Source organism: Kitasatospora sp. NPDC005751 (assembly GCF_040630835.1).
Lineage (GTDB): Bacteria > Actinomycetota > Actinomycetes > Streptomycetales > Streptomycetaceae > Kitasatospora.
The window spans coordinates 17,728-41,826 of the sequence record NZ_JBEXYC010000036.1; the positions used below are offsets into that span (position 1 = coordinate 17,728).

At 74.5% G+C, this 24,099-nt stretch carries 21 protein-coding genes; 9 read left to right on the plus strand and 12 right to left on the minus strand.

Features of this window, described 5'->3' with window-relative positions:
• Positions 1-232 precede the first annotated feature (232 nt).
• Positions 233-1,231 carry an extracellular solute-binding protein gene (locus ABZ497_RS25790; protein ID WP_359808640.1) on the plus strand — a complete coding sequence of 333 codons (999 nt, stop codon included), beginning with the start codon at positions 233-235 and terminating at the stop codon, positions 1,229-1,231.
• Between the two features lie 113 nt (positions 1,232-1,344).
• Here ABZ497_RS25790 and ABZ497_RS25795 read toward each other — a convergent pair whose 3' ends face one another.
• The 3 genes from ABZ497_RS25795 to ABZ497_RS25805 all read right to left on the minus strand — a co-directional run bounded on the left by ABZ497_RS25795 (position 1,345) and on the right by ABZ497_RS25805 (position 5,401).
• Positions 1,345-3,666, minus strand: coding sequence for a M4 family metallopeptidase (locus ABZ497_RS25795; protein WP_359808642.1), 2,322 nt, complete (start codon positions 3,664-3,666; stop codon positions 1,345-1,347).
• Between the two features lie 651 nt (positions 3,667-4,317).
• Positions 4,318-4,527: a DUF6479 family protein gene (locus ABZ497_RS25800; protein ID WP_359808581.1), complete on the minus strand. Its 210-nt coding sequence runs from the start codon at positions 4,525-4,527 to the stop codon at positions 4,318-4,320.
• A 130-nt stretch (positions 4,528-4,657) separates the two neighbouring features.
• A complete protein-coding gene (locus ABZ497_RS25805) occupies positions 4,658-5,401 on the minus strand; it encodes an NAD(P)H-binding protein (RefSeq protein ID WP_329491593.1) in 744 nt (247 codons plus the stop codon).
• Positions 5,402-5,507: 106 nt separating this feature from the next.
• Here ABZ497_RS25805 and ABZ497_RS25810 point away from each other — a divergent pair, with 106 nt between their 5' ends.
• Both ABZ497_RS25810 and ABZ497_RS25815 read left to right on the plus strand, forming a co-directional pair.
• The gene (locus ABZ497_RS25810; protein ID WP_359808583.1) at positions 5,508-6,011 is read left to right on the plus strand and encodes an Rrf2 family transcriptional regulator; all 504 of its coding nucleotides are present in this window, start codon (positions 5,508-5,510) and stop codon (positions 6,009-6,011) included.
• 84 nt (positions 6,012-6,095) lie between these two features.
• Complete coding sequence (locus ABZ497_RS25815) at positions 6,096-6,506, plus strand: hypothetical protein (protein ID WP_359808585.1); 411 nt, start codon at positions 6,096-6,098, stop codon at positions 6,504-6,506.
• Positions 6,507-7,361: 855 nt separating this feature from the next.
• Here the strand turns inward: ABZ497_RS25815 and ABZ497_RS25820 are convergent.
• The 3 genes from ABZ497_RS25820 to ABZ497_RS25830 form a co-directional block, all read right to left on the minus strand.
• The gene (locus tag ABZ497_RS25820) at positions 7,362-10,253 is read right to left on the minus strand and encodes a hypothetical protein (protein WP_359808587.1); all 2,892 of its coding nucleotides are present in this window, start codon (positions 10,251-10,253) and stop codon (positions 7,362-7,364) included.
• 181 nt (positions 10,254-10,434) lie between these two features.
• Complete coding sequence (locus tag ABZ497_RS25825) at positions 10,435-11,049, minus strand: dihydrofolate reductase family protein (protein ID WP_359808589.1); 615 nt, start codon at positions 11,047-11,049, stop codon at positions 10,435-10,437.
• Positions 11,050-11,080: 31 nt separating this feature from the next.
• Positions 11,081-11,956: a metalloregulator ArsR/SmtB family transcription factor gene (locus tag ABZ497_RS25830; RefSeq protein WP_359808591.1), complete on the minus strand. Its 876-nt coding sequence runs from the start codon at positions 11,954-11,956 to the stop codon at positions 11,081-11,083.
• A gap of 179 nt (positions 11,957-12,135) precedes the next feature.
• On the opposite strand from ABZ497_RS25830, the gene ABZ497_RS25835 reads away from it, so the two are divergent.
• Positions 12,136-12,558, plus strand: a complete 423-nt coding sequence (locus ABZ497_RS25835) for a carboxymuconolactone decarboxylase family protein (protein ID WP_329491587.1) — start codon at positions 12,136-12,138, stop codon at positions 12,556-12,558.
• A 324-nt stretch (positions 12,559-12,882) separates the two neighbouring features.
• Entirely contained in the window at positions 12,883-13,764 is an 882-nt protein-coding gene (locus ABZ497_RS25840) for an NAD(P)H-binding protein (RefSeq protein WP_359808593.1), read from the plus strand.
• Between the two features lie 57 nt (positions 13,765-13,821).
• On the opposite strand, the gene ABZ497_RS25845 is transcribed toward ABZ497_RS25840, so the two are convergent.
• The 5 genes from ABZ497_RS25845 to ABZ497_RS25865 form a co-directional block, all read right to left on the minus strand.
• On the minus strand, positions 13,822-14,379 hold the full coding sequence (locus ABZ497_RS25845) for a TetR/AcrR family transcriptional regulator (RefSeq protein ID WP_359808595.1): 558 nt from the start codon (positions 14,377-14,379) through the stop codon (positions 13,822-13,824).
• A 29-nt stretch (positions 14,380-14,408) separates the two neighbouring features.
• Positions 14,409-15,818 (minus strand): amidase, encoded by a 1,410-nt coding sequence (locus ABZ497_RS25850; protein WP_359808597.1) that lies wholly within the window; start codon positions 15,816-15,818, stop codon positions 14,409-14,411.
• Positions 15,805-16,014, minus strand: coding sequence for a hypothetical protein (locus ABZ497_RS25855; RefSeq protein ID WP_329491583.1), 210 nt, complete (start codon positions 16,012-16,014; stop codon positions 15,805-15,807). Before ABZ497_RS25855 ends, ABZ497_RS25850 begins: the two co-directional genes overlap by 14 nt.
• A gap of 404 nt (positions 16,015-16,418) precedes the next feature.
• On the minus strand, positions 16,419-17,255 hold the full coding sequence (locus ABZ497_RS25860) for an NPP1 family protein (protein WP_359808599.1): 837 nt from the start codon (positions 17,253-17,255) through the stop codon (positions 16,419-16,421).
• A gap of 252 nt (positions 17,256-17,507) precedes the next feature.
• Positions 17,508-18,551 carry an RIO1 family regulatory kinase/ATPase gene (locus ABZ497_RS25865; protein WP_359808601.1) on the minus strand — a complete coding sequence of 348 codons (1,044 nt, stop codon included), beginning with the start codon at positions 18,549-18,551 and terminating at the stop codon, positions 17,508-17,510.
• A gap of 419 nt (positions 18,552-18,970) precedes the next feature.
• Between ABZ497_RS25865 and ABZ497_RS25870 the strand changes: the two genes are divergently transcribed.
• Positions 18,971-19,780, plus strand: coding sequence for an alpha/beta hydrolase (locus ABZ497_RS25870; RefSeq protein ID WP_329491579.1), 810 nt, complete (start codon positions 18,971-18,973; stop codon positions 19,778-19,780).
• 361 nt (positions 19,781-20,141) lie between these two features.
• The gene (locus ABZ497_RS25875) at positions 20,142-20,585 is read left to right on the plus strand and encodes an SRPBCC family protein (RefSeq protein WP_359808603.1); all 444 of its coding nucleotides are present in this window, start codon (positions 20,142-20,144) and stop codon (positions 20,583-20,585) included.
• A 178-nt stretch (positions 20,586-20,763) separates the two neighbouring features.
• Here the strand turns inward: ABZ497_RS25875 and ABZ497_RS25880 are convergent, their stop codons facing one another.
• A complete protein-coding gene (locus ABZ497_RS25880; protein ID WP_359808605.1) occupies positions 20,764-21,393 on the minus strand; it encodes a TetR family transcriptional regulator in 630 nt (209 codons plus the stop codon).
• A gap of 102 nt (positions 21,394-21,495) precedes the next feature.
• Between ABZ497_RS25880 and ABZ497_RS25885 the strand changes: the two genes are divergently transcribed.
• Together ABZ497_RS25885 and ABZ497_RS25890 are read left to right on the plus strand one after the other, a co-directional pair.
• On the plus strand, positions 21,496-22,974 hold the full coding sequence (locus ABZ497_RS25885; protein WP_359808607.1) for an FAD-dependent monooxygenase: 1,479 nt from the start codon (positions 21,496-21,498) through the stop codon (positions 22,972-22,974).
• A gap of 143 nt (positions 22,975-23,117) precedes the next feature.
• Complete coding sequence (locus ABZ497_RS25890) at positions 23,118-24,062, plus strand: MBL fold metallo-hydrolase (protein WP_359808609.1); 945 nt, start codon at positions 23,118-23,120, stop codon at positions 24,060-24,062.
• Positions 24,063-24,099 lie beyond the last annotated feature (37 nt).

The window sequence follows — 24,099 nt, forward strand, 5'->3', positions numbered from 1 at the left end:
GCACCGGCCCCCGCCGAGACCTCGCCGCCCCGGCCCTTCCGGCGGCGGCCCGGCCCCCGAACTTCCCTGCACTCCTTCTGGAGGCGTCGTGGTCACACCTCGTCGAAGCCACCTGGCCGCACTCGCCGCCTGCGTGACCCTGGTGACCGCCGGACTCGCCGGCTGCGGCGGCCAGAGCGCCGGCACGCCGGTGGCGGCGGCCCGCTCCGCCTCCGCCCAGGACGTCGGCGGCATGGACGAGCTGGTCCGGCAGGCGCAGGCGGAGGGACAGCTCAACACCACCACGCTGCTCCCCCACTGGGCGAACTACGGCGGCCTGATGGACGGGTTCTCGAAGAAGTACGGGATCAAGGTCGTCAACGACAACCCGGACGGATCCAGCCAGCAGGAGATCGACGACATCAAGCGGCTCAAGGGACAGCCCGGCGCGCCCGACGTGCTCGACCTGGGCGACTCCTTCGCCCAGTCCGCGGCCGCGCAGGGCCTGCTGGCCCCGTACCGCACGACCGGGTACGACCAGATACCCGCCGCCCAGAAGGACCACCAGGCCCGCTGGTACAACAGCTACGGCGGTTACGTCTCCATCGGCTGCGACGCCCACCGGGTGAAGACCTGCCCGAACTCCTTCGCCGAGCTGTTCGACCCGCAGTACAAGGGCATGATCGCGTTCACCGGCGAACCCACCAGCGCCGCGTCGGCCTTCGCCGCCGTGTACGCCGTGGCCCTGGCGAACGGCGGGTCGTTCGACGACATCCAGCCCGGTATCGACTTCTTCGCCCGGCTGAACGAGGCCGGCAACTTCAGCCACGCCAACTCCGACCTGACCGCGATCACCACCGGGAAGACGCCGATCAGCATCGAGTGGGACTTCCTCAACCTCCAGCACGTCGACCAGCTGCGCCCGGCGGGCGTGGACTGGAGGGTCTCCATCCCGTTCGACGGCAGCTTCTCCCAGTACTACGCGCAGGCCGTCAACAAGGACGCCCCGCACCCGGCCGCCGCCCGCCTCTGGGAGGAGTACCTCGCCTCCCCCGAGGGCCAGAACCTGCGGCTGGTGGACTTCGCCCGCCCGGTCCTGATGGACGCCATGGCCAAGAACGGCACCCTCGACACCGCGCTCGCCGCGAAGCTGCCGACGGTGGAGGGCACCCCCGCCTTCCCGAAGGAGTCCCAGGTGGCGAAGGCGCAGACCGTCGTCAAGAACAACTGGCCCACCGCCGTACCGAAATGACCGGCCGCACCGACCGGTGCGCGGAGCGAGGCGAGGCCCGGCCGGGCCGGGCCTCGCCGTGCACCCGGTGCACCGGCCCGTCACCGGCCGGCGGAACCGTCCGGGCGGACGGTTCAGTTACCGAGGTCGAGCGAGGTGTCGTCGATCAGGAACGTGGTCCGGGCGGCGAGGTCCTCCGACCCCACGAACCGCAGGTTGACGTACTGCCCGGCGTACGCGGAGAGGTCGACGCTCTTGCGGACGTAGCCGGTGGTGGCGTCCAGGTTGGAGTAGGTGGCCAGCACGGTGTCCCCGGCCTGCACGGTGAGCTTGTCGTAGGGGATGCTCCGGGTGCCCTCGTCGGTGGCGATGTCCACCCAGAAGCCGAGGGTGGCCCGGCACCCCCAGGGGATGTACACCGTCTGGGACAGCGTGTCGGTGTGGGTGCTCCCGTAGCCGTCCAGGAACGCCTTCCAGCTGCCGCTGCGCGGCGCGGTGTAGGGATTGGTGGAGTCGATCACCCGGGCGCCGGAGGCGAACCAGGCCGTCGGGCCCGACTCGAAGCCGGGGTTGGCGAGTCGCTGGGACGTCGCGCACTGGCCGAGGGTGTAGGTGGTCCAGCGGTACGACACGACGTCCAGCGCGCCGGTGGAGTCCTTGACGGTGAGCGTCACGGTGCTCTCGGCCTGGGCGGTGGGGGTGCCGGTGATCCGGCCGGTAACGGCGTTGATCGTCAGGCCGGCGGGCAGCCCGGTGGCCGCGTAGGCCAGGGCGCCGGGATTGCTGCTGACGGCCTTGGTCTGCAGGCTCACCGCCGTACCGGTCCTGGTGACCTGGTCACCGGGGTTGGTGACCGTCACGCCCTGGGTGAGGCGCGCGCCGACGTTGACCGCGGCCCACGCGTTGGCGGCGTTCCTGTAGGTCGGACTCGTGGCGCCGTAGAGGTCGGCGGCCGCCTTGAGGGTGGCCGTACGGGCGGCGGCGTAGTCGGTGGTGGAGGTCATGTAGGTGCTCAGCGCCCGGTACCAGATCCTGGTGGCGGCGTCGCGGCCGACCGGGTTGACCGGCAGGCCGTCGTGGGTCGGCGAGTCGTAGTTCACGCCGTTGACCCGCTTGGCGCCGCTGCCCTCGGAGGCCAGGTAGAACCAGTGGTTGGCCACGCCCGAGGAGAAGTGGACGTCCTCTGAGCCCACACCGGAGTACCAGTAGTCCTTGGAGTAGCCGTCCTTGGAGGGCTGGTCCTGGTAGCGCAGCGGCTTGCCGTCGCCGTCGATGTTGATCTTCTCGCCGATCAGGTAGTCGCCCGGGTCGGCGGCGTTGTTCGCCCAGAACTCCACGGCGGTGCCCATGATGTCGGAGGTGGCCTCGTTCAGGCCGCCGGACTCGTTGCCGTAGACGAGGTCGGCGGTGGCGGAGGTGACGCCGTGCGTCATCTCGTGGGCGGCGACGTCGATCGACGTGAGCGGGTTGGCATCGCCCTCGCCGTCGCCGTACGTCATGCAGAAGCAGCCGTCCCACCAGTACGCGTTGACGTACGAGGTGCCGTAGTGCACGCGGCTGTGGGCGGCGACGCCGTCGTTCCTGATGCCGTTGCGGCCCAGCACGTTCCGGTAGAAGTCCCAGGTCAGTTGGGCACCGTACTGCGCGTCCACACCGGCGGTCTGCGCGTTGCCGGTGGCACCGTCGCCCCACACGTCGTCCGCGTCGGTGAACAGCGTGCCCGGCGTGTCGTCGGTCTCCTGATGCCGCAGGTCGTACGTCCGGTGCCCGCCACGGGCGTTGTCGGTCAGGCTGTACGCGCCGGCGGACCCGGCGGTGCCGATGGTGACCTGACCGGAGTACTGGCTGTTGCCGACCCCGTTCTTCACGTCCTGGTACTCGAACAGCCTGCCGCCGGTCGCCGCGTCGGTGATCACGTGCAGCTCGGAGGGGGTGCCGTCGTGCTGCAGACCGCCGACGACGCTCTCCCAGGCGAGCGCCGGGCTGCCGGAGGCCGCCCAGACCACCTTGCGGACGGACTCGGACTTCGCGTCCTTCGCCCCCTCGGCCCTGGCGCGGTCCAAGGCGGCGGAGTCGGCGGACTCGGCGGTGACCGCCGTGAGGGCGGGCGCGATCGCGATGGCCGCGCCGGTGGCCTTGTCGACGCCGGTGGTGGCGCCGTTCGCGGCCGTGTGCACCACCAGGTCACCACCGAGGACGGGCAGTCCCGCGAAGGTGCGGTCGTACCGGGTGTGCACCGTGCCGTCCGCGTCCCTGCCGACCGCCCTCGGCACCAACTCCTCCTGGGCGCCCAGGCCGAGGGCTTTCGCGGTGGCGGCGCGGCGCTCCTGGGCGTCGGCCAGCAGCGCCGTCCGCTCCCCCTCGCCCAGCGGCGCCGCGAGGGCACCGGCCCTGGGGGCGGGAGCTTCGGACGCGGGGGCGGGAGCGGCGTGTGCCGGGAAGGTGACGGCGATCATCGCGGATGCGGCGATCAACGCACCTGCGGCGACGGCCTTGCGGGGGGAACCTCTCAACGGAACTCCTCGTGGAGGCGGCCGATGTGCGACCTCGGCCGGTGCAGGCCCGGACGGGCAGGACCCTGGCCGTCCGGGTGGAGCGGAACCGTGTTCGTCCGACGGAGCAGGGGGCGGGAAGGAACCTAAGTGCTGACTCAACGTCAACTACCGAAGTTGTACAGCCATGTTGGACGCGAACGGCTAGCGGCAGCGTGCCATGTTTGCGCGGACATGTCAGCACCCGCCCGCCGGGTTGGCCGAAATTCGGCCCACCCGTCCGTCGCTTGACCCCCCGGGTGCCTGACGGTCCATCAGGCAATGTCGGCTCCCCCACCGGCCCGAAGCCTCACCGCACCCCCGCCCAACCGCCGATGGTCCGCACCGCGTGGTGCGGACCATCGGCGACCGGCTCGATCCCGCCGTCGCCACCGTCCACCCGGACTCCACCACCACCGCTCACCGGCCCCGCGGGCACCACCACGCACACGTCCGCCCCGGTGCCGGGGTCCGGTACCGGGGCGGAGGTCGTGCTGGGGCAGGTGCGGCGGAGGCCGGATGCTCACGGGTCGGCAGACCGACCCGGGGCCCTTCGGGGCGGTCCGGCGAGCGGGATCAGCCCGGCGGCGGCTGGCGCCGCGGGTCGGACTCCCGTACCCCCGACAGGTCGACGGGCGGCGGCTCGCGGTCCTTGCGGCGCTGCCCCAGGACGAAGGCGAGCATGAGGGCGACGACCAGGAGGACGCCCACGGCGATCAGCCAGAGGTGTGCGCCCGCCCCGTCCGCGGCGAGTGGAGTGGTCCGGGTGAGATCGATGACTGCCATGCGCCGCGCCTTTCCGCTACGCGGCCGCGCAAACGGTGCGCGTCCGAGTACCGACGGGGCCGGGCGTCCGATCCAGGGGCGCGACACCCACACCACACGCCCGCGCCCGGGCCCCCGCCCGGCGCGGCCCTCAGCCGGCGATGGCGGCCGCCAGCCAGTCGCGGTAGTGGGTGGGCGCGAGGCGGGCCTCGGGGCCGGGGGTGAGGACGTCGCCGCGGACGGCGGCGAACAGGCCCGCCTGGTCGTCGGTGACGACGGGGCGCCCGTCGCCCTTGGCGGCCAGGGTGATCCGGCCGAGCTCGTCCAGCGTGAACCGGTCGGGGCCCGCGATGTCGAGGGTGCCGGTCAGCGGGGCCGCCGTGGCCACCTCCGCGAGGACGTCGACCACGTCGTCGGCGGCGATGGGCTGGAGGGGAGTCGCGGGCAGCCGGACGGCGCTGTCGTCCGAGGTCCACGACATGGTGGGCTCCACGAACTCGAAGAACTGCGTGGCGCGGACGATCGAGTAGGGGGTGGGGCCGCCGCGCAGCAGGTCCTCCTGGAGGGTCTTCGCCCGGTAGTAGTCGAGCTGGGGCACCTGGTCCACGCCGACGATCGACAGGGCGACCTGGTGGCGCACGCCCGCTTTGTCGCCGGCGTCGAGCAGGTTGCCGACGGTGGTGCGGAAGAAGTCGAGGGACTGCTCGTCGAAGGTCGGGGAGTTGGTCACGTTGACGACCGTGTGGGCGCCGGCGACCGCCTGGTCGAGACCCTCGCCGGTGAGCAGGTCGAGGCCGGACGACCGGGACACCGCCGTCACGTCGTGGCCCTGCCGCTCAAGCACGTCGGCGAGCCGGGAGCCGATCAGGCCGGTGCCGATGACGGTGATCCTCATGGTGTGCCTTCCTTCGTGACGGGGGCTTCCCCTGGGGGCAAACCCGGATACCAGATGTCCGGGATAGTACTCGGATAGTCTATGTCCGAGTCAATGTGGAGGCGACATGAAGCTGTCCGGCGGCGTCGAATGGGCGCTGCACTGCTGTGTGGTCCTGACCGCCGCCGGGGAGCCGGTGCCGGCGGCCCGGCTGGCCGAGCTGCACGAGGTGTCGCCCAGCTACCTGGCCAAGCAGTTGCAGGCCCTCTCGCGGGCGGGTCTGGTGCGCTCCGTCCAGGGCAAGACCGGCGGCTACGTGATCACCAGGGCGGCCCACGAGATCACGCTGCTCGACGTCGTCCAGGCCGTCGACGGCGCCACCCCGGCGTTCGTGTGCACCGAGATACGCCGGCGCGGGCCGTTCGCGACACCAGCTGAGCAGTGCACCGAGCCGTGCCCCATCGCCCGCGCGATGGGGGCCGCGGACGCCGCCTGGCGGGCCTCGCTGGCCGGGGTCACGATCGCCGACCTGGCCGCCACGGTGGAGGCCGACAACGGGCCGGACGCCCTCCCCGGGATCGGGGCCTGGCTGACCTCGGGCGCCGACCCGCGCGGACGGGCCGCACCGTAGGTCCGCGCCCTCTCCGGCCCCCGGCCCCGGCGGACCCGGCGGACCCGGCGGACCCGGCGGACCGCGCCGCGTACGCTCGGCTCTGTGCCACGCCACCCGAGAAAGCCCCGTCGACTGGTCGCCGGCGGCCGGACGTACCTGTGGTCGCTCCGCCACAGCCACCCCGGACCGGCCGGCGAGGCCTTCACCGCCTGCCGCGAGACCCTCACCCTGCACCCGCAGCCGGCCGGCTCCGGCGGAACGCTGCGCATCGTCTTCGCCGGCGGACCCGACCGGTACGTCCCCGGCGGGTTCCCCCTGGGCTCCGGGGACGTCGGGTTCGTCCGGGGTGGCTCACTGAACCTGCACGAACCGGGCGCCGTCCGGGCCCTGCTGGGCACGGCCGCGGCCCGTGGATGGCAGCCGGGAGGCCGGCGAGCGGTGGAGCTCGACGGCTGGTCGCTGCTGGAGGAGGCAGCCGCCGCCCGCACCGGGGAGCTCGACCGGCCTTCGTGAGAGCCGACGTGTAGGGGATCGGCGGCAGCCACCCGTCGGGCGCGCGCACGAAGCCGAGGGACGCCGGCCTCCGTGCGGACGCGGAGCTGGTCGTCGAAGGTCGGGGCATCGTCCTGGCGCCAGGCGCAGCCGCGTGCCGCGAGACGGCCGAGAACCGTCTCGTACGTCACGGGGCCGGCGGTCTCGCGCTCGCCGATGGCCAGGTGCGAGGGAACGCGGAACCGCCCTCCGGTGTCCACCGGGTCGAGTCCGAGAGCTCCCCCGGGGACCGCCCCGGACCTCCAGGCTGCCGCCCCTGTGACCGGCCCCTCGCCCGGTGGTGGGCCCCGGCCCGGTCCAGGCCGGTCCCGCCGCCCAACAGCCGATCGGCCTCTCCACCGGTCATGCCGGGCCTGATCCGGCGGTCTCGCCGGGGGCCGCGATGGAGACGATCAGGTCGGAAACGGTGCCGTGCCCAAGGCACAGGAGGCCACCGGCTCGGCCGCTCGCGCCCACGGCCCGGGCCGACGGTGCTGTGGGCTCGTCACTTCTCGGGCGGTGCCGTGAGGCCGGGCTGGCGGTCCGGCCTCGATCGGGGGAGCCGCTGCCCGCCTCGGCGTACCGCCCTTCGCAGGGGGATTCCCCCGGTCGTCGCCCGACAGCGGCTCCCCGGATCGCGGCTCGGCCTCCTCCTCGGCCGAGCCCCGGAGGGCGCGCGGCCGGCCCGACCGGTGCCGGCGACCGGTCGGCGCCCCGGCACGACCGGTCCGCTCGGGACGGGTCTACTCAAGGCCGGTCCGCTCGGGACGGGTCTACTCAAGGCCGGTCCGCTCGGGACGGGTCTGCTCAGGGCCGGACGCCCCGAGGCCGGACGGCTCAGGGCCGGTCGCCGAGTCGTAGGTGGGTGGTGAGGTGGCGGCGGCCGCCGGTCAGGGCCTCGGCGACGACCGCGAGGGCAGTCAGCGCGGCGAGCGCAGCGGCCGGGAGGAGCAGGGGCGCCGCCGTGGGGCGCAGCCCGGTCGGCACCGGGGCGCCGACCAGGGTGGACAGGTCGACGGCCGGCCCGAGCACGGCGACGGCGGTCAGCGCGGCCAGGGCGCCGCCGGCCGCGGCCAGCAGGGTCTGCGGCAGCGTCTCGGCGAGGACGAGCGCGAGGCCCTGCCGGGAGCGCAGGCCCATGGTGCGCAGCCGGGCCAGCAGGGCGGCCCGGTCGGGGGCGGCGCGCAGCAGTGTGAGCAGGACGGCGAGCAGGGTGAAGGCGCCCGCGGCGGCCTGGGCCTGGCCGAACAGGCGGCCCGCCGCGTGTTGGAGGGGGTCCTGGGCGAGGTCGGCGGCGACGGCGGCGCTGGTCCGGGTGACGTAGCCGCTGCGCAGCGCGTCGGGGTCGTTGCCGACCACGGCGGTGGCGGCGGTCGGCCCGGGCGGCGGCGGGGCGCCTGGATCGGCGAGGGAGGAGGCCGGCAGCGCGCGGACCAGGCCGGCCAGGGCCGGCTCGTCGATCCGGCCGAGCGCGAACCAGTCGGTGATGCGGGCGAGTTCCGGCAGCACGGCGCTCGCGGCGGGGGTGGGCAGGACGATGAAGGGGCGGGTGGCGCCGGGCAGGGCGGGGGTCGCGTCGACCGTGCCGGCGTGGGCTGTGAGGACTTCGCCGCCGCTGGGCAGTCGCAGCCGGTGGCCGCCGGGGCCGAGGTGGCGGGCGAGGTCGGCGCTGAACAGGGCGGGGACGGTCGGCGCGCCCGGATCCGCCGCGGCCGGCGCGTCGAGCGCCGCCGGGTCGAAGGTGCCCGCCCCGACAGTCCTGGCGATCCGCGCGTAGGCCCGGGGTTCGGCGACCACCAGGGTGACCTGGGTGGCCTCCGGGTCGACACCCGCGCGCACGCCCGGGACCCCCTCCAGCAGGAATGCCTCGCTCTCCAGCCGCACGGCGGTGGCGGCCGTGACCCCCGGCAGAGCTGCGGCGGCCGCGGCGAACCCTGGCGGCAGGGTCATCCCGGCCGGCGCCGCCACCGAGGCGTCCGCCCCGACCACGAGCTTCGCGGCCTGCTCCCGGGCGAGCCCGACGCCCGCCAGCACGCTCGCGCCGAAGCCGGCGGTGGTGACCGCGAGCACGAGGGCCAGGAGCGGCAGGACGAAGTGCCGCGACCGCCGGCCGCCCCGGCCACCGGAGCCCCGGGCGGCGCGGGCCAGGCCCAGGAACGCCACCGTGCCGGAGGAACGGGCGGCCGCCCGGGCCAGGCCGCCCGCGAGGACGGGCAGCAGGCGTGCCAGCAGTAGCGCCGCGGTGAGGGCGATCAGCAGCGGGGCCGACACCAGCAGCAGGTCGGGGCCCGCGTCCGGTGGGGCGACGCCACGGCGCCGGACACCCGACACCGCCGCCACCGTCAGGGCGAGGACGACGAGTTCGGCGATCAGCCGACCCCGGCGCGCGGCCCTGCCGGAGCCGTCGGCCGGCGGCAGCGCGGCCCGGACCGGAACGGCGAGCAGGGCGAGGGCGGTGGTGACCAGCGCGGCGGCCACCGCCGCCGCCCAGCGCGGCGTGGGCCACAGCCAGAGCGCCGACGCGGTGGCCGCGACGGCCGCCGGCAGGACGGTGACCGCGCCCTCCCCGCAGAGCCGCAGCAGGAGCCCGGTGCCGGACCCGCCCCGGGCCCTCAGCAGCCGCAGTTCCGCGCCGCGCCGGTCGGTGGTGAGCGCGGTGGCCAGGGCCAGCACCACCCCCGCGACCCCCGCCACGGCGGCCGGCCCGATCAGGGCCGTCGGCGCGACCGCGGCCTGCCGCGCCACCGCCCGGTCGAGGTGGCCGGGCAGCCGGGACGTCGTAGAGAGGTCGGAGCGGCCGGTGGCGACGAGCAGTGCGGTGGCCGTCGGCCCGGTGAGGAACGCGGCGACATCGTGCCTGACCCCGGCCAGCCGGTCGGCCCGCAGCACGCCGGTGTCCACCGGGAGCCGCCAGAAGTCACGCGTGTTGCGCCCCCAGCGCCCGAGGGCGCCCAGGTCGTCGCCCCCGATCACCGCGGCGGTGTGCCAGCTCCTGATGTTGGGGTCGCTGAGCGAGCGTTCCAGACAGGCCCGGCCCGTGCACGGCAGGTCGGCCCAGTACGGCTCGGCCGGGTCGGTGACGGTGTAGAGGCCGGTCACCCGCACCCGCTGCGGGGGCACCGAGTCGTCGTCGAGGACCGCACCGAGCCGGATCCCGATCGTCTCCGCCGCACTGCGGGCCACCGCGATCGGGATCGGCTCGCCCTTGCTCCCGCCGGACGGCCAGGCGCCGGCGACCAGGGTGGTGTGCTCGGTGAAGCCGTGGAGGTAGCGCAGGTGCAGGGTCGGCGGGGAGTGCCCGTCCGGGCGGTCCAGGCCGGGGGTGGTCAGCGCGTGGCGCAGCAGGGCCTCGGCGCCGAACACCGGTCCCGACGGCGCCACCGGGAGGCCGGCCCCGGCCCGGGCGACCAGCTGAGCCGCCACCGCCTCCAGCTCCGCCTCCGTCCCGCCGCCCTCCGGGGAGCGAGCGGTGCTGAGCAGGCTCGTCTCCAGCGGGCCCCGGTCGTGCAGGAAGTCCCGCAGCGCCGCGTCCGCGCCGCGGTCCAGCACCCTCGGGATCGCCGCCGCCAGGAACACCAGCACGAAGGCCAGTCCGGCGGTGAGCAGCGCCGCCCAGGGGCCGGTGCGCAGCCTCGTCCGCACCCACCGGGCCGGCCGGTGGGCACCGGAGGTCACCGGGCGGGCGGGACGGGCCGGGCTCGCCGGCCGGGTGGGGTCGGAGCTGGTCACGGGAACCTCCGTCGGGGCAGGACGGCGGTCACCGACGGTCCGTCACGCAGTAGCGGCCGATGGTGCCAGAACAGCGCCCGGGACCGGAAGGTTCCCGGGCGAAGCACGGACCGAAGAGGCACCTCCGGCACGGCCGAACGGGCACTCCGGCCGGCCGCCCCGGAGGAGAGACGCGGCCGGTTCAGCGGATCCGGTCGTAGACGAGGGCCAGCGTGCCGTGCTCCCCCGCGGTCTGGCTGACGAGCGCCCACTCGGCGGCGGGCAGGCCGTCGTCGAACAGGCGCGGTCCGTCGCCGAGGAAGACCGGGAAGACGGTGAGTGCCAGCCGGTCGACCTCGTCGGCCGCCAGCAGTGCCTTGATGACGCTCGCGCTGGAGAGCACCAGGATGTCGCCGCCCCCGGTGGCCCTGAGGCCGGCGACCACCTCGGTGGTCGGCCGGTCGACGACCGTCGTCCGCTCCCACGGCGCCCGGCCGGGGGCGGACTCGCCGAGGGTGCCGGAGAGGACCACCTTGTCGGCGTCGACGAGCCACTTCGCGAAGCCCTCGTCGCGCGGGTCGACGCCCGGCATACCGATGACGGTGGGCCAGAAGCCGAGGAAACCCTCGGCGTTGACCCGCCCGAGCAGGGCGGTCGTCGCGGGCTCCCAGAGGCCGGTCAGGTGGTCGCGGGCGACGTCGGTGTGGGCGTAGGGCATCACCCAGCTCATGTCCCGGGGGTCGCGCCGGGCGTAGCGGCCGTCGAGGGAGAGGCTCATGTTGGTGACGACCCGGCGGTTTGCGGTCTGCTCGGTCATTGCGTACTCCTCGTGTCGTTGTCGTCAGTGGTCAGTGGCTGTCGTCGGTGGCTGTCGTCGGTGGCTGGCGCCGTCGCCGGTCGTCGTCGGCGGCCGTGAGGGCCGCCGCGAGCTTGTCGAGGCTCTGGCCGAACCCGGTCTCGATCCCGGCGACGAAGTCCGCCGAGTCGACGCTGCTGTCGGTGATCCGCCAGTGGACGTCGAGCCCGGTGCCCGGGTCCGTGCCGGTCGGCCGGAGGCCTAGCTCGACGTGGGCGGTGAAGGCGGTGCCGCCGCCGGGGAGCAGCGGGGAGAGCCGGTAGGCGAGGCGCTCGCCCGGGCGGACGTCCTCGACGACTCCCTCCGCTCGGCCGGCGACCGGGTCGGAGCCGTCGGTGTCCTCGATGTCGCGGTACTCCTGGACGATCCGGCCGCCCGGGCGGGCCTCGAAGACGAGCTCGGAGACCCGGAGGTCGTCGGGCGTCCACCAGTGGGCGAGCAGGGTGGCTTCGACCAGGTGGCGCCAGACCAGGTCCGGGCGCCCCGGCAGCTCGCGGTGGAACCGGAACGAGCGGCCGTCGGCCCACCCTGCCTCTCCCGCCGCGCGCCGCTCCGCGTGGACGCCGAGGCCGTAGCGCTCGTGGGTCTCGCCCGGGCCGCCGGGCCGCTCCGCACTGTCGGCGAGCCGGGCGAGCTCGGCCGCCAGCTCCCGCAGGGGGGCGGAACGGAGCGCGTAGACACGCCGCTGGCCGATGCGCTCGGAGGTGACGACACCGGCACGCTCAAGGGCTTGCAGGTGCTTGGTCGTCTGCGGCTGGCGCGCCTCGGCGAGCCGGGCGAGCACCCCGACCGGGCGGGGCCGCTCGGCCAGCAGGCTCACGAGGCGCCAGCGCGCCGGATCGGCCAGTGCGGCGAGGAGTGCGTCCATGAGGAGAAGTATTCGCCACAAAGAATATTCGTGTCAAGGAATATCTCCGGACGCACCTCCGCGTGACGGCCGGCCGCATGTCGGAGCCGGGAGCGGGCACGCTCCAGGTCCTACGGTCGGGCGAGGACCGGACACCACGGGCAGGCGCCGAGGCGCCGCCGGGAACGGAGTGTGACCCCATGGACATCCCCCCGAACGCCGCCGAAACCCGCCAGGACCGCTACGACCGCGGCCTGGAGACGCTCACCCGGATCGACGGCGAGGCCGGCCGGCGGGTGGTCGACGCGCTGGCCGACATCAGCCCCGAACTCGCCCACCAGATCGTGGCCTGGGGGTTCGGCGAGATCTACCGGCGCCCCGGGCTGGCGCCGCGCGACCGGCAGTTGGTGACCCTGGGGATGCTCACCGCGCTCGGCGGCTGCGAGTCCCAGCTCGACGTCCACGTCAACGCCTCCCTCAACGTCGGCCTCACCCCCGAGGAGATCGTCGAGGCCCTGCTGCACTCCGCCGGCTACTGCGGCTTCCCCAGGGCCCTCAACGCCACCTTCGTCGCCAAGAAGGTCTTCGCCGAACGCGGCCTCCTGCCGGTCACGGGCGACTGAGGCCGGGCCGCGGCGGGCGGCGGACCGGCCCCGGCGCAGGAGCCCGACCCGCCTGGCCCGCACCGCCGACGGCCTGCGTCACCATGAGCAGAGCGCGAGGGCCGGGAACACCACCCGCACCCGGCCGTGCGTTCGTCCGGGGCTGGTGACACGGTCGCCGACGGTGCCCGGACTCCCCGGTGTCGGCCGGGGGCTCCGGGGAAGGCGGCGACACGCGGCGCCCGTCGAACGCGTCCCCGGCCGCACCGGAGGAAGGATGGGGTGCTTCGGGCCGCCCCAGGTGCCCGGCCCGAGGCCGAGCCGCCCCCGGACGAGAGGAAGCCCATGCAGATCGCCGTCACCACCCCGGCCGGCAACGTCGGCCGCCACGTCGTCGCCACGCTGATCCGGGCCGGCGTCCGGCCGCGCGTCCTGCTGCGCGAACCCGGCCGGCTGGCTCCCGAGGTCAGGGGCGAGGTGGACGCCGTGCGGGTCGACCAGTTCGACCCCGAGGCGGTGGCGGCCGCCACCGAGGGCATCGACGCGCTGTACTGGGTGGACCCGACCACGGGCGGCGAGGACCCGCTCGCCGACTACGCCCGCGCCACCGCCGCCGTGGTCCGTGCCGTCACCGGCAACCGGATCGGCCGGGTGGTCTTCCAGAGCAGTGTCGGCGCCGAGAAGCGGCACGGCGCCGGCGAGATCGACGGCCTGGCGGGGACCGAGACCGCCCTGGACGACCTCGGGGTCGACGTCACCCATCTGAGGTGCGGCTACTTCTTCACCAATCTCGAACTCCAGCTCGACGCCCTCCGGGCGGGCACGCTCCAGGTGGTCCTCCCCCTCGATCAGCCCATGGCCTGGGTGGCACCGCGCGACATCGCCGAGGTGGCCGCCACCCGCCTGCTCTCCCCCGCCTGGTCCGGGCGGTGCGTGCGGGCGGTGCACGGACCGGCGGACCTGACCTGGCGGCAGGTGGCCGGAATCCTCACCGCCGCGACCGGCCGGCGGATCGGCGTCGAGCGGATCACCGACGACGCCATGCGCGCCGGGCTCAGGCGGTCCGGGATGACCGAGGGGCTGGTGGAGGCCGTGCTCGGCATGTCGACCGGTCTCCGTGCGGACTTCACGCCCGAACAGCGCCGCAGCGTCCGGACCACCACGCCGACCACGCTCGCCGCCTGGGCCTACGACCACCTCCGGCACCGGCTCGCCGACGGCTCCTGAGCGCGGCCCGCGCGGGGAGCGGGCGGAGGAACGGCGGGCCGCTCCGGAGCCGGCGCGTCACCCGGCGAGGAGCTCCCCGACGAGTCGGCGGGCGTACCCGGCATCGAGGCCGGCCGGGCGGAAGAGGATGCGGTACATCATCGGGGCCACCACGCGGTCCATCACCGTCTCCACCTCGGGGGCGGCCTCCCCGCGGTCGCCCGCCCGGGCCAGCACGACGTCGACCTGTTCGGCCGCGTAGGCCGAGCACTGGCCGGCGTTGCTGCCGTCCGGGTCGCCGAGCAGGGCGTCGCGGACGTAGGCACGCCCCGACGGGGACGCCATCTCGTCGAGGAACTGCTCGGCCCAGGCCGCCAGGTCGGACCGCAGGTCGCCGTGGTCCGCCGGCTCCGCGTCGGGCCGCAGCCGCTCCACCGCGACGTCCGACAGCAGCTCCTGCAGATCGCCCCAGCGGCGGTACACCGTCGACGGGGTGACGCCCGCCCGCTGGGCGACCAGCGGAACCGTCAGCCCGTCGCGGCCCACCTCGGCGAGGAGTTCACGCACAGCGGTGTGCACCGACGCCTGGACCCGGGCGCTGCGACCGCCGGGGCGCACCATCTGCTTGCGACTCATGGGACCAGCTTAAAGCACAGTCCTTGCGTTTAGGGGGCGCCCACCCCGGTACCGACCGGCGCCGGCACGGGGGCCGGCCGCGACTGCTCGTAGGCGTGACCGACCCGCAGGAGGAGGCGTTCCCCGAGCGGCCGGCCGAGCAGCTGCATCCCGATCGGCAGGCCCGCCGCGTCGCGGCCGACCGGGACGGTCAGCGCCGGCACCCCGGTGATGTTGGCGGGGGCGCTGAGGCGCACCAGGGCGTCGGCGACACCCTCGGACGTGCCGTCCGACCAGGTCACCGTCGTCTGGCCGGCCCGCACCGCGGTCGTCGGGACCGTCGGAGCGGCGATCACGTCGACCCCGGCCAGCACACGGGCCCACTCCTCCCGCATCAGGGTCCGGGAGCGCTGCGCTCGCAGGTAGTCCCCGGCGGTCATCAGCTCGCCGGCCTCCAGGAGGAGCCGGACGTCCGCCTGGTACAGCTCGGGCACCGTCCGCAGGGTGCGCTCGTGGTACGCGCTGGCCTCCGGCGCCACCAGCCCCCAGAGGGTCGCCCGGATGTAGCGGGCCATCGGGATCCCGACGTCGACGAGCTCCGCGCCGAGGTCCGCCAGGTGCCCGATGGCGCGCCGGACGGCGGTCTCGACCTCCGCGTCGAGGTGGTCGAAGTAGTGGTCGCGCGGCACGCCGACCCGCAGCCCCGTCAGGTCGGTGCCCGGGCCGGGCCGGTGGTCCACGGCGGCGGCGGCCAGCGAGGCGGGGTCGCGCGGGTCGTGACCGGCCATCGCCGTCAGGACGACGGCCGCGTCCTCGACGGTGCGGGTGATCGGACCGACGTGGTCCAGCGACCAGGACAGCGAGGTGACGCCGTACCGGGGGACGAGGCCGTAGGTCGGCTTGAGGCCGACGACGCCGTTGAGCGCGGCCGGCACCCGGATCGAGCCGCCGGTGTCCGTGCCCAGCGCGAAGGCCGCCGCCCCCGAGGCGACGGCGACCGCGGAGCCGCCGCTGGACCCGCCGGCGACCCGGCCGTGGTCCCGGGCGTTGTGGGTCTGCGGGGTGGTCAGGCCGTAGGCGAACTCGTGGGTGTGCGTCTTGCCGAGCAGGATCGCGCCGGCCGCCGTCAGCCGCGCGGCGACCGTGCTGTCGGCCTGCGCGCGGTGGCCCTCGCGGACCCGGGAGCTGGCCGTGGTCGCGGTGCCCGCGACGTCGATCAGGTCCTTGAGACCCATCGGAATGCCGTGCAGCGCCCCCCGGAAGCGGCCGTGCGCCGCTTCGTGCTCGGCCTCGCGCGCCGCACCGCGCGCCTGCTCCGCGAGGACCGAGACATAGGCGTTGAGCTGCGGTTCCACCTGTTCGATGCGGTCGAGCACCGAGCCGACCAGCTCCACGGGAGACAGCCGCCGGGCCCGGATCTCGTCGGCCGCGGCGGCGACGGTGAGCTCATACGGCCGCATCGGACAGCTCCGTTCCCGCGCGGTAGGCGATCGCGGGCGGGGTGTCCCCGAAGTCCAGCTCCCGCAGGACCGCGACGACGGCGTGGAGCTGGTCGGCGGTGGCCGCGACCGGCCCGTGCCGGTCGTCGGGCAGCGGAAGGCCCGCCCGGGCGGCCCAGCGGGCCGCCTCCTGCGGCGTCAGTTCGGCGGCAGACATGGGTGTCCTCTCCTCGTCGGGTCGGGAGCCGCGAAGCACTCCCGACCCAAAAGCTAACAGTTTGCTTTAGCCGAACGTAGGTTCTACGGTCAGCTAAAGCAAATCAATTGCTTTTACGCCGAAGGGGCCCCCTTCCACGCCCGGCCCCCCTCCGACGCACCCGCCCGCCTCCCCCGCCGGGCCACCCCCGGCCGCACGACCTCGTTCGTCCTCCACGGCTCGATCCTGGCCGCCCTGCTGACGGCCTCCAGTGTCCCGACCCCGCTCTACCCGCTCCACCAGGACCGATGGGGCCTCTCCGCACTCGCCGTCACCGTGGTCTTCGGCCCCCACGACCTCCGGGGCTGACACGGCCGGGCCCTGGCACCATTGGAACCCGAGTACGGTGCCCGGGCCCGGTGGCGTCACGCCCAGGGGTTGAAGGGGATGCCGCCGGGCTTGGAGGCGTTGAGCAGGTTGCGGAAGCGGTCGTCCTTGTCGGTGGTCTTGATGGTCGCCGAGCCGAAGTCGGCGTTGTTGAGCCGGTCGCGCAGCCAGGTGCTCGGCCAGCCGTTCCAGTCGACGATGGGCGGCTGGCGCCAGCTGTGGTAGTGGTTCTCCGGCGGCTCGTCGTTGCTGTTGGCCAGCCGGAACAGGTGGGTGAGCGCCGGCAGGCCGTCCTTGTGGTAGACGACCTTGGGGTGGCTGCCGCTGAAGCGCACCGAGGAGCGCGGGTAGGTGGCCTGGCCGCCGTGCTGGGTCACGGTCAGGAACTCGACCTGGTCGGACGACTGCTTGACCCAGGAGATGACGTGCTCCCAGTCGTGGCGGTGGCCGCCCGAGCCGTTGACCGTCTGGTCCTTCTCGAAGTAGCTGGCGTACACGATCGCGCACCAGCCGTTGTTGCACTTGGACCGGGCGTAGGTCTGGGACCGGTCCAGGTCGGACTGGTCGTGGCAGTTGCCGTTGATGGCGCCGGAAGTCTTCAGACCCGGGTTGAGGGTGCCGTCGGGGCCGATGGCCGAGACGGCGTAGCAGCCGTCCACGTCGTAGTCGTAGGCGGGCGAGAACGAGGCCTCGTAGCCGCCGGCGCGCTGCGGCAGATTGGGCAGCGAGTCGGCCTGGGCGGCCGGCCCGGAGAAGGTGAGCAGGAGGACACCGGCGCCGAGGACCGTCCCGATCCGGCCCCGGGTGCGGGTCGCGCGCCCGGTCGCGGAGCCCCGGGCCGTGGCGGCCGGGCCGGTCAGCGAGGAACTGTTCATGTATCCCTGTTTCGTCAGGAGTTGATGGGGGCCGCCCGGCAGCTGCGGGGCGGCGCACATCGAGCATGGCCGTGATCCGCCCGGGGCGGATCCGTCCGATGACTGACGGGATTCGGAAGCCGGCACCCCCGTGCGGGCGGGGGCGCGGCCTGACCTTCGGTCAAATGACGCAGTCGGGTGCGCGCCGGGAGGGCCCCCGCCCGGGGTGCCGGCGCGCGGCCCGACACCCCGGGAAGGGGCGGGCGGGCCCGCTCACCGCAGACGCGCGTCGAAGGTCAGCGCCTCGACGAGCTCGCCGACCCGGCGCTCCGGCAGGCCCCGCGACACGAACCAGGCGCCGACGTTGCGCACGTCGCGCTCCAGGAACGAACGGCCGCGCGGATTGGCGACGACGTCCACGATCTGCGGCACATCGATGATCACCAACCGCCCGTCGTGGACCAGGATGTTGTACGCCGAGAGGTCGCCGTGCGCGTAGCCGTCGACGGCGAGCAGCGACAGGTTGCGGCCGAGCTGCTCCCACAGGTCCTCGACGTCCACCTCCTCGGCGCGCAGCTGCGCGAGCCGGGGCGCGGCGGTGCCGCCGGCGTCGCCGACGAACTCCATCAGGATCTCCGTGCCCAGGATCTGCACGGGGTACGGGACGGCCACGCCGGCCGACCAGAGCCGGCACAGCGCCGTGAACTCGGCGGCGGCCCACTGGCCGGCGATCGCCTCCTTGCCGAACGCGGTGCGCTTGGCCATGGCCCGGGCGATCCGGGACTCCTTGTGCTGGCGGCCCTCCAGGTAGCCGGAGTCGCGGTGGAACATCCGGTGCTGGGCGTCGCGGTAGCGCTTGGCCGCCATCAGCGTTCGCCGGTCGGTCCCGGGCACGCCGCGCTCCAGGAGGAAGACGTCGGCCTCCTTGCCGGTCTTGACCAGCCCGAGTTCGGCGTCCACGGCCGCGAGTTCGGTCACCACCCAGGCAGGGCGCGGCGCGGGGCCCTTCTCGGTGGGGGTGGACCGGTCCCAGGTGGACCAGCGATCGCCCTCGGCGGGACCGTCGGCGACCGGCGTCGAGCCGTCGTCGTAGCTGCCGTCGGGGGTGTCATCGTCGGTGACGTACGCGTCGGCGAAGTCGTCGGCACTGTCCGCGCCGTGGGTGTCATGCGGGTGGCCCGCGGGCTCGAAGGCCTCGAAGTGGTAGGCCACCTCGGGCTCGAAGTCGCCGTCCCGCTCGGACCGGCGGCCGCGACGGGGTGCGCCCTTGGGGCGGATACGGGAGAAGGAATCGTTGTCGGCAAAGCGCTCACGCACTGCGGTGGCTCCAGAGGAACGGCCCACCGGTGCGCCAGTCGTGAGGCGTCGTCAGCCGGTGGGCGAAAGACGAGAGGAAGAGGCGTCTGGCGCGCACACGAGGGCGCGCCGCATCACGGCGGCAACCATTGGTACGCACCTCCTCTGCTTCTCCACGTCGGTCCTCGTGCCACGGCACGAGAGCGCCGCGGCGACGCCACGGGCGACACCGCGGCGGGAACGGTGAAAGCTTAGCGACTTCCAAGATCGGCGCAACCGAATTCCTTTCGGCCCGGTCCGGTCCCGGTCACGGTCCTCATCCCGGTGCCGCACCACGCACCCCCTCGCCGCCCGACATGCCGCGCACGGCCCAAGGTCGCCGACCGGCGGCCGGCGGCGCGGAACAATGCCGGAGGTCGTACGAGACTGGAGGTCAAATCATGGACAGCACCGCGCAGTTCCGCGCCTGGGACGTCCGCGAGTCGGGTCCGGCCGACGCCCCGCACCGGGTCCTGCTGCTGCCCGGCGGGCTGTGCGGCGCGGCGTTCTACGAGGACGTGATGGCCGCCCCGCCGCTCGCCGGCGCGCCGGTCCGGCTGGTGGCGGCGACCGTCCCGGGCCACGCCGGGACGGTCGCACCCGCGGACGTGTCGATGGAGAACTACGCGGCGATCACCGGTGCCTTCGCGGCCGACCACGGCTGCACCACCGTGGTCGGCCACAGCATCGGCGCCAACATCGCGCTGGAGATGGTCGCCGGCGGGCACTTCTCCGGGCCGGTGGTGCTGCTCTCCCCGACGTTCTCACGACCGGACGAGTCCAGAGCGCTGGCGATCGCCGCCGCGATCGGCCGGGTCCCCGGGCTCGGCTCGCTGGCCTGGCCGGCGATGCTGTGGCTGACGCCGAAGGCGCTGGCCGACAGCATTCCGGAGTCGCGGCGGGAGGCCCTGCTCGCCGACCTCGGCAAGAACTCCGCGTCGTTCTGCCGCCGGGCCATGATCGAGTACTTCGCGTACCTGGACCGGCACGGCCAGCTGGTACCCCGGCTGTGCCGCTCCGGCGCCCGGGCCCTGGTGGTCCGCGGCGACCGGGACGAGGTGGGGCTCACCGACGCCGAACGGGCCGCACTGACGGCCTGCCCCACGGTGACCCTGGAAGTGGTCCCCGACAGCGGGCACCTGGTGCTGCTCGAACAGCCCGACGCGGTGGCCCGCCTGATCGCCGGCGCCGTGCTCGGCCCCGCCTCCTGAGTCCGCCACCGCCGGGCGTCAGGGACGCGGGCCCGCCGGTCGTGGTCGGGGGCCGCCCGGCCCGGACGGCGGGCGAGGGGGGACGGCCACCGTCCGGGCGCGGCGGGCGCACCCACCGCGCCCTCTTCTCACCCCGCTCCGCCGGGCCAAACCCCACGCCCGCGGGCCTCTTCCGCCCGGCCGCCGGGAGCCACCGGTCGGCGCACGGTCCGGGCGTCCGACCGACACGCGGCGGACCGGCGGGGCGGCTTGCCGACGACCGCCGGAGGACGGACATTCGTGGTGGCGCTGTCGGCGGGAACCCTCCCCGGGGAGTCCGTCCACCGGCAGGCCGCCCGACGAGGTCGAGGTGGGTGTGGCGATGAGCAAGGTGGAGGAGTCGATCGACGTGGACGTGCCGGTCCGCGTCGTCTACGACCAGTGGACGAGCTTCGAGCGTTTCCCGGAGTTCATGGAGGGGGTGGAGGAGGTCCGGCAGCTGGACGACCTGCACGCCCACTGGAAGACCAGGATCGCCGGGCTGTCCCGCGAGTTCGAGACCGAGATCGTCGAACGGGTCCCCGACGAACGGGTGTCCTGGCGCACCAGCAGCAGCAATGTGAAGCACACCGGCACGGTCTCCCTGCACCCGATCGACGCGACCCACACCCGGGTCAGGATGACCATGGACTTCGAGCCCACCGGATTCGCCGAGAAGGCCGCGGACAAGCTGGGCGTGCTCGACCGGATGGTCAGCGGTGACCTGCGGCGCTTCAAGCACTTCGTCGAGAACCGCGGGGCCGCCGCCGGGAGCGCCGGCTCCTGACCGCGGCGCGGGGCCGGATTCCCCGGCCACGCCCAGCCGGCGACACTCCGCGGCGGCCGTGAGCAGCGCGCGGGCGAGGTAGCGACCGCGACGCCCAGGAGCACGACCCGGACCTCACCACCGCCGCGCGCCGGGCGGCCGACCGGCCCCGGGCGGGGCCGCCGCCCGCGCTTCGGGCTCAGAATCCGCGGGCGGCGGCGCCGTCGCGCAGCAGGGCGAACGCCTCGGCCGTCTCCGCGGCGGCCAGCACGGCCACCTCGCCGACGTCCTGCCCCTCGGCGAGCCTCGCCCAGGTGGCGTGGGCGAGGACCTGGCGCACCGCCGTGTACTGGGCCGCGAACAGCCGGGCGGTGACGTTCCCGTCCGGGCCCAGCGCCTCGGCGAGCGCGCGGGTGTCGGCGTCGAGGTAGTCGAAGAGGTGGGCGGAGAGGCTGGGGGTCTCGTAGACCAGCCGGAAGAAGGCCAGCACCTCGGGGCTGTCCGTCAGCCCGCTGCTGGGGTCGCGCGCGGCCAGCCGCTCCAGGTGGTGGCGCTCCAGCGCGTCCAGCGGGGTGGTCCCGGCCGGGCGGGCGCGCACCACCCGTCCGGCCTCGCCGAGGTGGTCGGCGAAACGGTGCAGGACCAGCTCCTCCTTGCTGCCGAAGTAGCGGAAGAGGGTGGGCTTGGAGACCTCGGCGGCGGCGGCGATCTCGGCCACCGAGACCTGGTCGAACCCGCGGGCCAGGAACAGGGCGATCGCCGCCTCCGCGATGGCCTGCCGGGTGCGCTGCTTCTTGAGGGTCCGCAGACCCGTGTCCGACTCGCTCATGACTCGATCATAACCAGGAAATGTTTGTTACTCGGTTGCTTTTCTTACCGAGTTGCAGTTTGCTGGTGTGCATCACCGACGAGACGGAAGGGCGGACACACCATGACAACCGTGGTGATCGTGGGGGCGGGACCGACCGGACTGACACTGGCCTGCGGGCTGGCACGGCAGGGGGTCGCCGTGCGGGTCGTCGAGAAGGCGGCCGCGTTCCACACCGGCTCACGCGGCAAGACGCTCAACCCGCGGAGCCTGGAGGTCCTCGCCGACCTGGGGCTCGGCGCGCGACTGGCGGCCGCCGGCCGCACGCACCTCCCGTTCCGCAAGTACTTCGGCGGCGAGTTCGTCAACGAGACCGAACCGTTCGCCGGCGCCCGCCGCAGCACGCCCACCCCCTACCCGGCGAGCCTGTGGCTGCCGCAGACGCGGGTCGAGCGACTGCTGCGCGAGAAGCTGGCCGAGTACGGGGTGACGGTCGAACTCGCCACCGAGCTCGTGGACTTCACCCAGGACGACGAGGGCGTGGAGGTCCACCTCGCGGACGGCGGACGGATCTCCGCCGAGTACCTGGTCGCCTGCGACGGCGGCCGCTCCACCGTGCGCAAGCTGCTGGGGATACCGTTCGTCGGCGAGGGCGACCCGGAGCCGCTCATGGTCTGCGGCGACGTCGAGGTCGAGGGCCTCGACCGCGGCGCCTGGCACCAGTGGTTCGGCCCGCAGGGCGTGTTCATGCTCTGCCCCTTCGAGGGCACCCGCCGCTGGCAGCTCCAGGCGAGCCCGGAGACGGACGCCGACGGCCGGGCGGTCGCCCCCTCCCTGGAGAGCTTCCGGCGGCTGGCCGCCCTGCACACCGGTCGGACGGACCTCGTGCTGACCAACGCCACCTGGCTCTCCACCTGGCGGGTCAACGTCCGGATCGCCGAGGAGTACCGCAGGGGGCGGGTCCTGCTGGCCGGCGACTGCGCGCACGTCCACCCCACCGCCGGCGGGCTCGGCATGAACACCGGCATCCAGGACGCCTGGAACCTGGCCTGGAAGCTCGGGCACGTCCTGCGCGGCCTCGCCGCACCGGCCCTGCTGGACACCTACCAGGACGAACGCCGGCCGGTCGCCGCCTGGACGCTCGACGTCACCACGGCCGGCATGACCAACGTCATGGCGGGCATCGGCACTCCGGGCGTGGGCGTCGAGGCCGGCCGGGTGGGCGACCTCACCGGCCTCTCGCTCGGCTACCGGTGGAGCCGGCTCGCGGCCCCCGGTCCCGACGGCCCGCTCCGGGCCGGCGACCGGGCCCCGGACGCCGTCTTCACCGGCCCCGACGGCAGGCCGGCCCGACTCTTCGAGCACTTCGCCGGCGACCACTACACCCTGCTCGGCTTCGGCCCGGGAACCCGCCCCGCACTCGCCGGACTCCCGGCCCACATCCGGCCCGTCCTGCTCGACGACCCTTCCGGCGACGCCCACCGGACCTACGGGATCGCCACCGACACCCTCGCCCTCGTCCGACCGGACAACCACCTCGCCCTCCTCGCCCCCGCGACGGCCCGCCAGGATGTGCTCGACTACCTGACGGCCCTGCGGTAGCCGCCCGGCCGACGCCATGGCTCTAAAAGCTAAGGCCTTGCGTTAGCGACCCGGCGTGATCTACGATCGGCTAACGCAAAGGCGGAGCTTTAACGGCTCCCGCCGCCGCGACGACGCCACCCGTACGAAGGGAACCCCGGTCCATGCACGCGACGTCCGACGACCCGCGCGGTGCTTCACCCGCCATCGGCACCATCCCGGCCTGGACCGTCGGCGACCTCACCGTGCACCGGATCGACGAGATCCCCCTGCCGCCCGACACCGGGCAGTGGCTCCTGCCGGACGCCACGCCCGAGGTCGTGCGCGGGCAGGACTGGCTGCGCCCCGACTTCGCCGACCCGGCCGGCCGGCTGCTGATCGACAGCCACAGCTTCGCGTTCACCGTCGGCGGCCTGAAGGTCCTGGTGGACACCGGGATCGGCAACGGCAAGGAGCGCGCCAACCCGGCCTGGCACGACCTCCACACCGACTACCTCGACCGGCTGACCGCCGCCGGGTACCCGCCCGCCGACGTCGACCTCGTGATCCTCACCCACCTGCACACCGACCACGTCGGCTGGAACACCCGCGCCGACGGGAACGGGGCGTGGGTCCCCACCTTCCCCCACGCCCGCTACCTCACCTCGCGCGCCGAGCGCGAGTTCTGGGCCGGCCGGGAGATGGACGAGCCGCGCCGCCGGATGTTCCGCGACTCGGTGGACCCGGTGGCGGAGGCCGGGCTGCTCGACCTGGTCGACGTCCCGGCGGGCGGCGCCGAGGTCGCCCCCGGCCTGCGGCTGCTCCCCACGCCCGGCCACACCCCGGGCCACCTGGCCGTCGAGCTGTCCGGCGAGGGCGGCGCGGCCCTCGTCACCGGGGACTGCGTCCACCACCCGGTCCAGTTCGCCCACCCGGCCATCGGCAGCTGCGTCGACATCGACCCCGCCCGGTCGCGGGCGACCCGGCGGTCCCTGCTGGAGTCGCTCGCCGGCACCGGCACGCTGGTCCTCGGCACCCACTTCCCCCCGCCCACCGCCGGCCGGGTGGTCGCCCACGGCGACGCCTACCGGCTGGAGTCCGTCCCCGGCACCCCCCGTACGACGGCCTGACGCCGGAGTGGGGCGTCGGACGGGCCGACGTCCCACT

What these genes read in the sequence shown, in the direction of transcription:
- ABZ497_RS25790 (WP_359808640.1), top strand. Translation starts at nt 233, where the DNA reads ATGGACGAGCTGGTCCGGCAGGCGCAGGCGGAGGGACAGCTCAACACC.
- ABZ497_RS25795 (WP_359808642.1), bottom strand. Translation starts at nt 3,666, where the DNA reads ATGATCGCCGTCACCTTCCCGGCACACGCCGCTCCCGCCCCCGCGTCC.
- ABZ497_RS25800 (WP_359808581.1), bottom strand. Translation starts at nt 4,527, where the DNA reads ATGGCAGTCATCGATCTCACCCGGACCACTCCACTCGCCGCGGACGGG.
- ABZ497_RS25805 (WP_329491593.1), bottom strand. Translation starts at nt 5,401, where the DNA reads ATGAGGATCACCGTCATCGGCACCGGCCTGATCGGCTCCCGGCTCGCC.
- ABZ497_RS25810 (WP_359808583.1), top strand. Translation starts at nt 5,508, where the DNA reads ATGAAGCTGTCCGGCGGCGTCGAATGGGCGCTGCACTGCTGTGTGGTC.
- ABZ497_RS25825 (WP_359808589.1), bottom strand. Translation starts at nt 11,049, where the DNA reads ATGACCGAGCAGACCGCAAACCGCCGGGTCGTCACCAACATGAGCCTC.
- ABZ497_RS25830 (WP_359808591.1), bottom strand. Translation starts at nt 11,956, where the DNA reads ATGGACGCACTCCTCGCCGCACTGGCCGATCCGGCGCGCTGGCGCCTC.
- ABZ497_RS25835 (WP_329491587.1), top strand. Translation starts at nt 12,136, where the DNA reads ATGGACATCCCCCCGAACGCCGCCGAAACCCGCCAGGACCGCTACGAC.
- ABZ497_RS25840 (WP_359808593.1), top strand. Translation starts at nt 12,883, where the DNA reads ATGCAGATCGCCGTCACCACCCCGGCCGGCAACGTCGGCCGCCACGTC.
- ABZ497_RS25845 (WP_359808595.1), bottom strand. Translation starts at nt 14,379, where the DNA reads ATGAGTCGCAAGCAGATGGTGCGCCCCGGCGGTCGCAGCGCCCGGGTC.
- ABZ497_RS25850 (WP_359808597.1), bottom strand. Translation starts at nt 15,818, where the DNA reads ATGCGGCCGTATGAGCTCACCGTCGCCGCCGCGGCCGACGAGATCCGG.
- ABZ497_RS25855 (WP_329491583.1), bottom strand. Translation starts at nt 16,014, where the DNA reads ATGTCTGCCGCCGAACTGACGCCGCAGGAGGCGGCCCGCTGGGCCGCC.
- ABZ497_RS25860 (WP_359808599.1), bottom strand. Translation starts at nt 17,255, where the DNA reads ATGAACAGTTCCTCGCTGACCGGCCCGGCCGCCACGGCCCGGGGCTCC.
- ABZ497_RS25870 (WP_329491579.1), top strand. Translation starts at nt 18,971, where the DNA reads ATGGACAGCACCGCGCAGTTCCGCGCCTGGGACGTCCGCGAGTCGGGT.
- ABZ497_RS25875 (WP_359808603.1), top strand. Translation starts at nt 20,142, where the DNA reads ATGAGCAAGGTGGAGGAGTCGATCGACGTGGACGTGCCGGTCCGCGTC.
- ABZ497_RS25880 (WP_359808605.1), bottom strand. Translation starts at nt 21,393, where the DNA reads ATGAGCGAGTCGGACACGGGTCTGCGGACCCTCAAGAAGCAGCGCACC.
- ABZ497_RS25885 (WP_359808607.1), top strand. Translation starts at nt 21,496, where the DNA reads ATGACAACCGTGGTGATCGTGGGGGCGGGACCGACCGGACTGACACTG.
- ABZ497_RS25890 (WP_359808609.1), top strand. Translation starts at nt 23,118, where the DNA reads ATGCACGCGACGTCCGACGACCCGCGCGGTGCTTCACCCGCCATCGGC.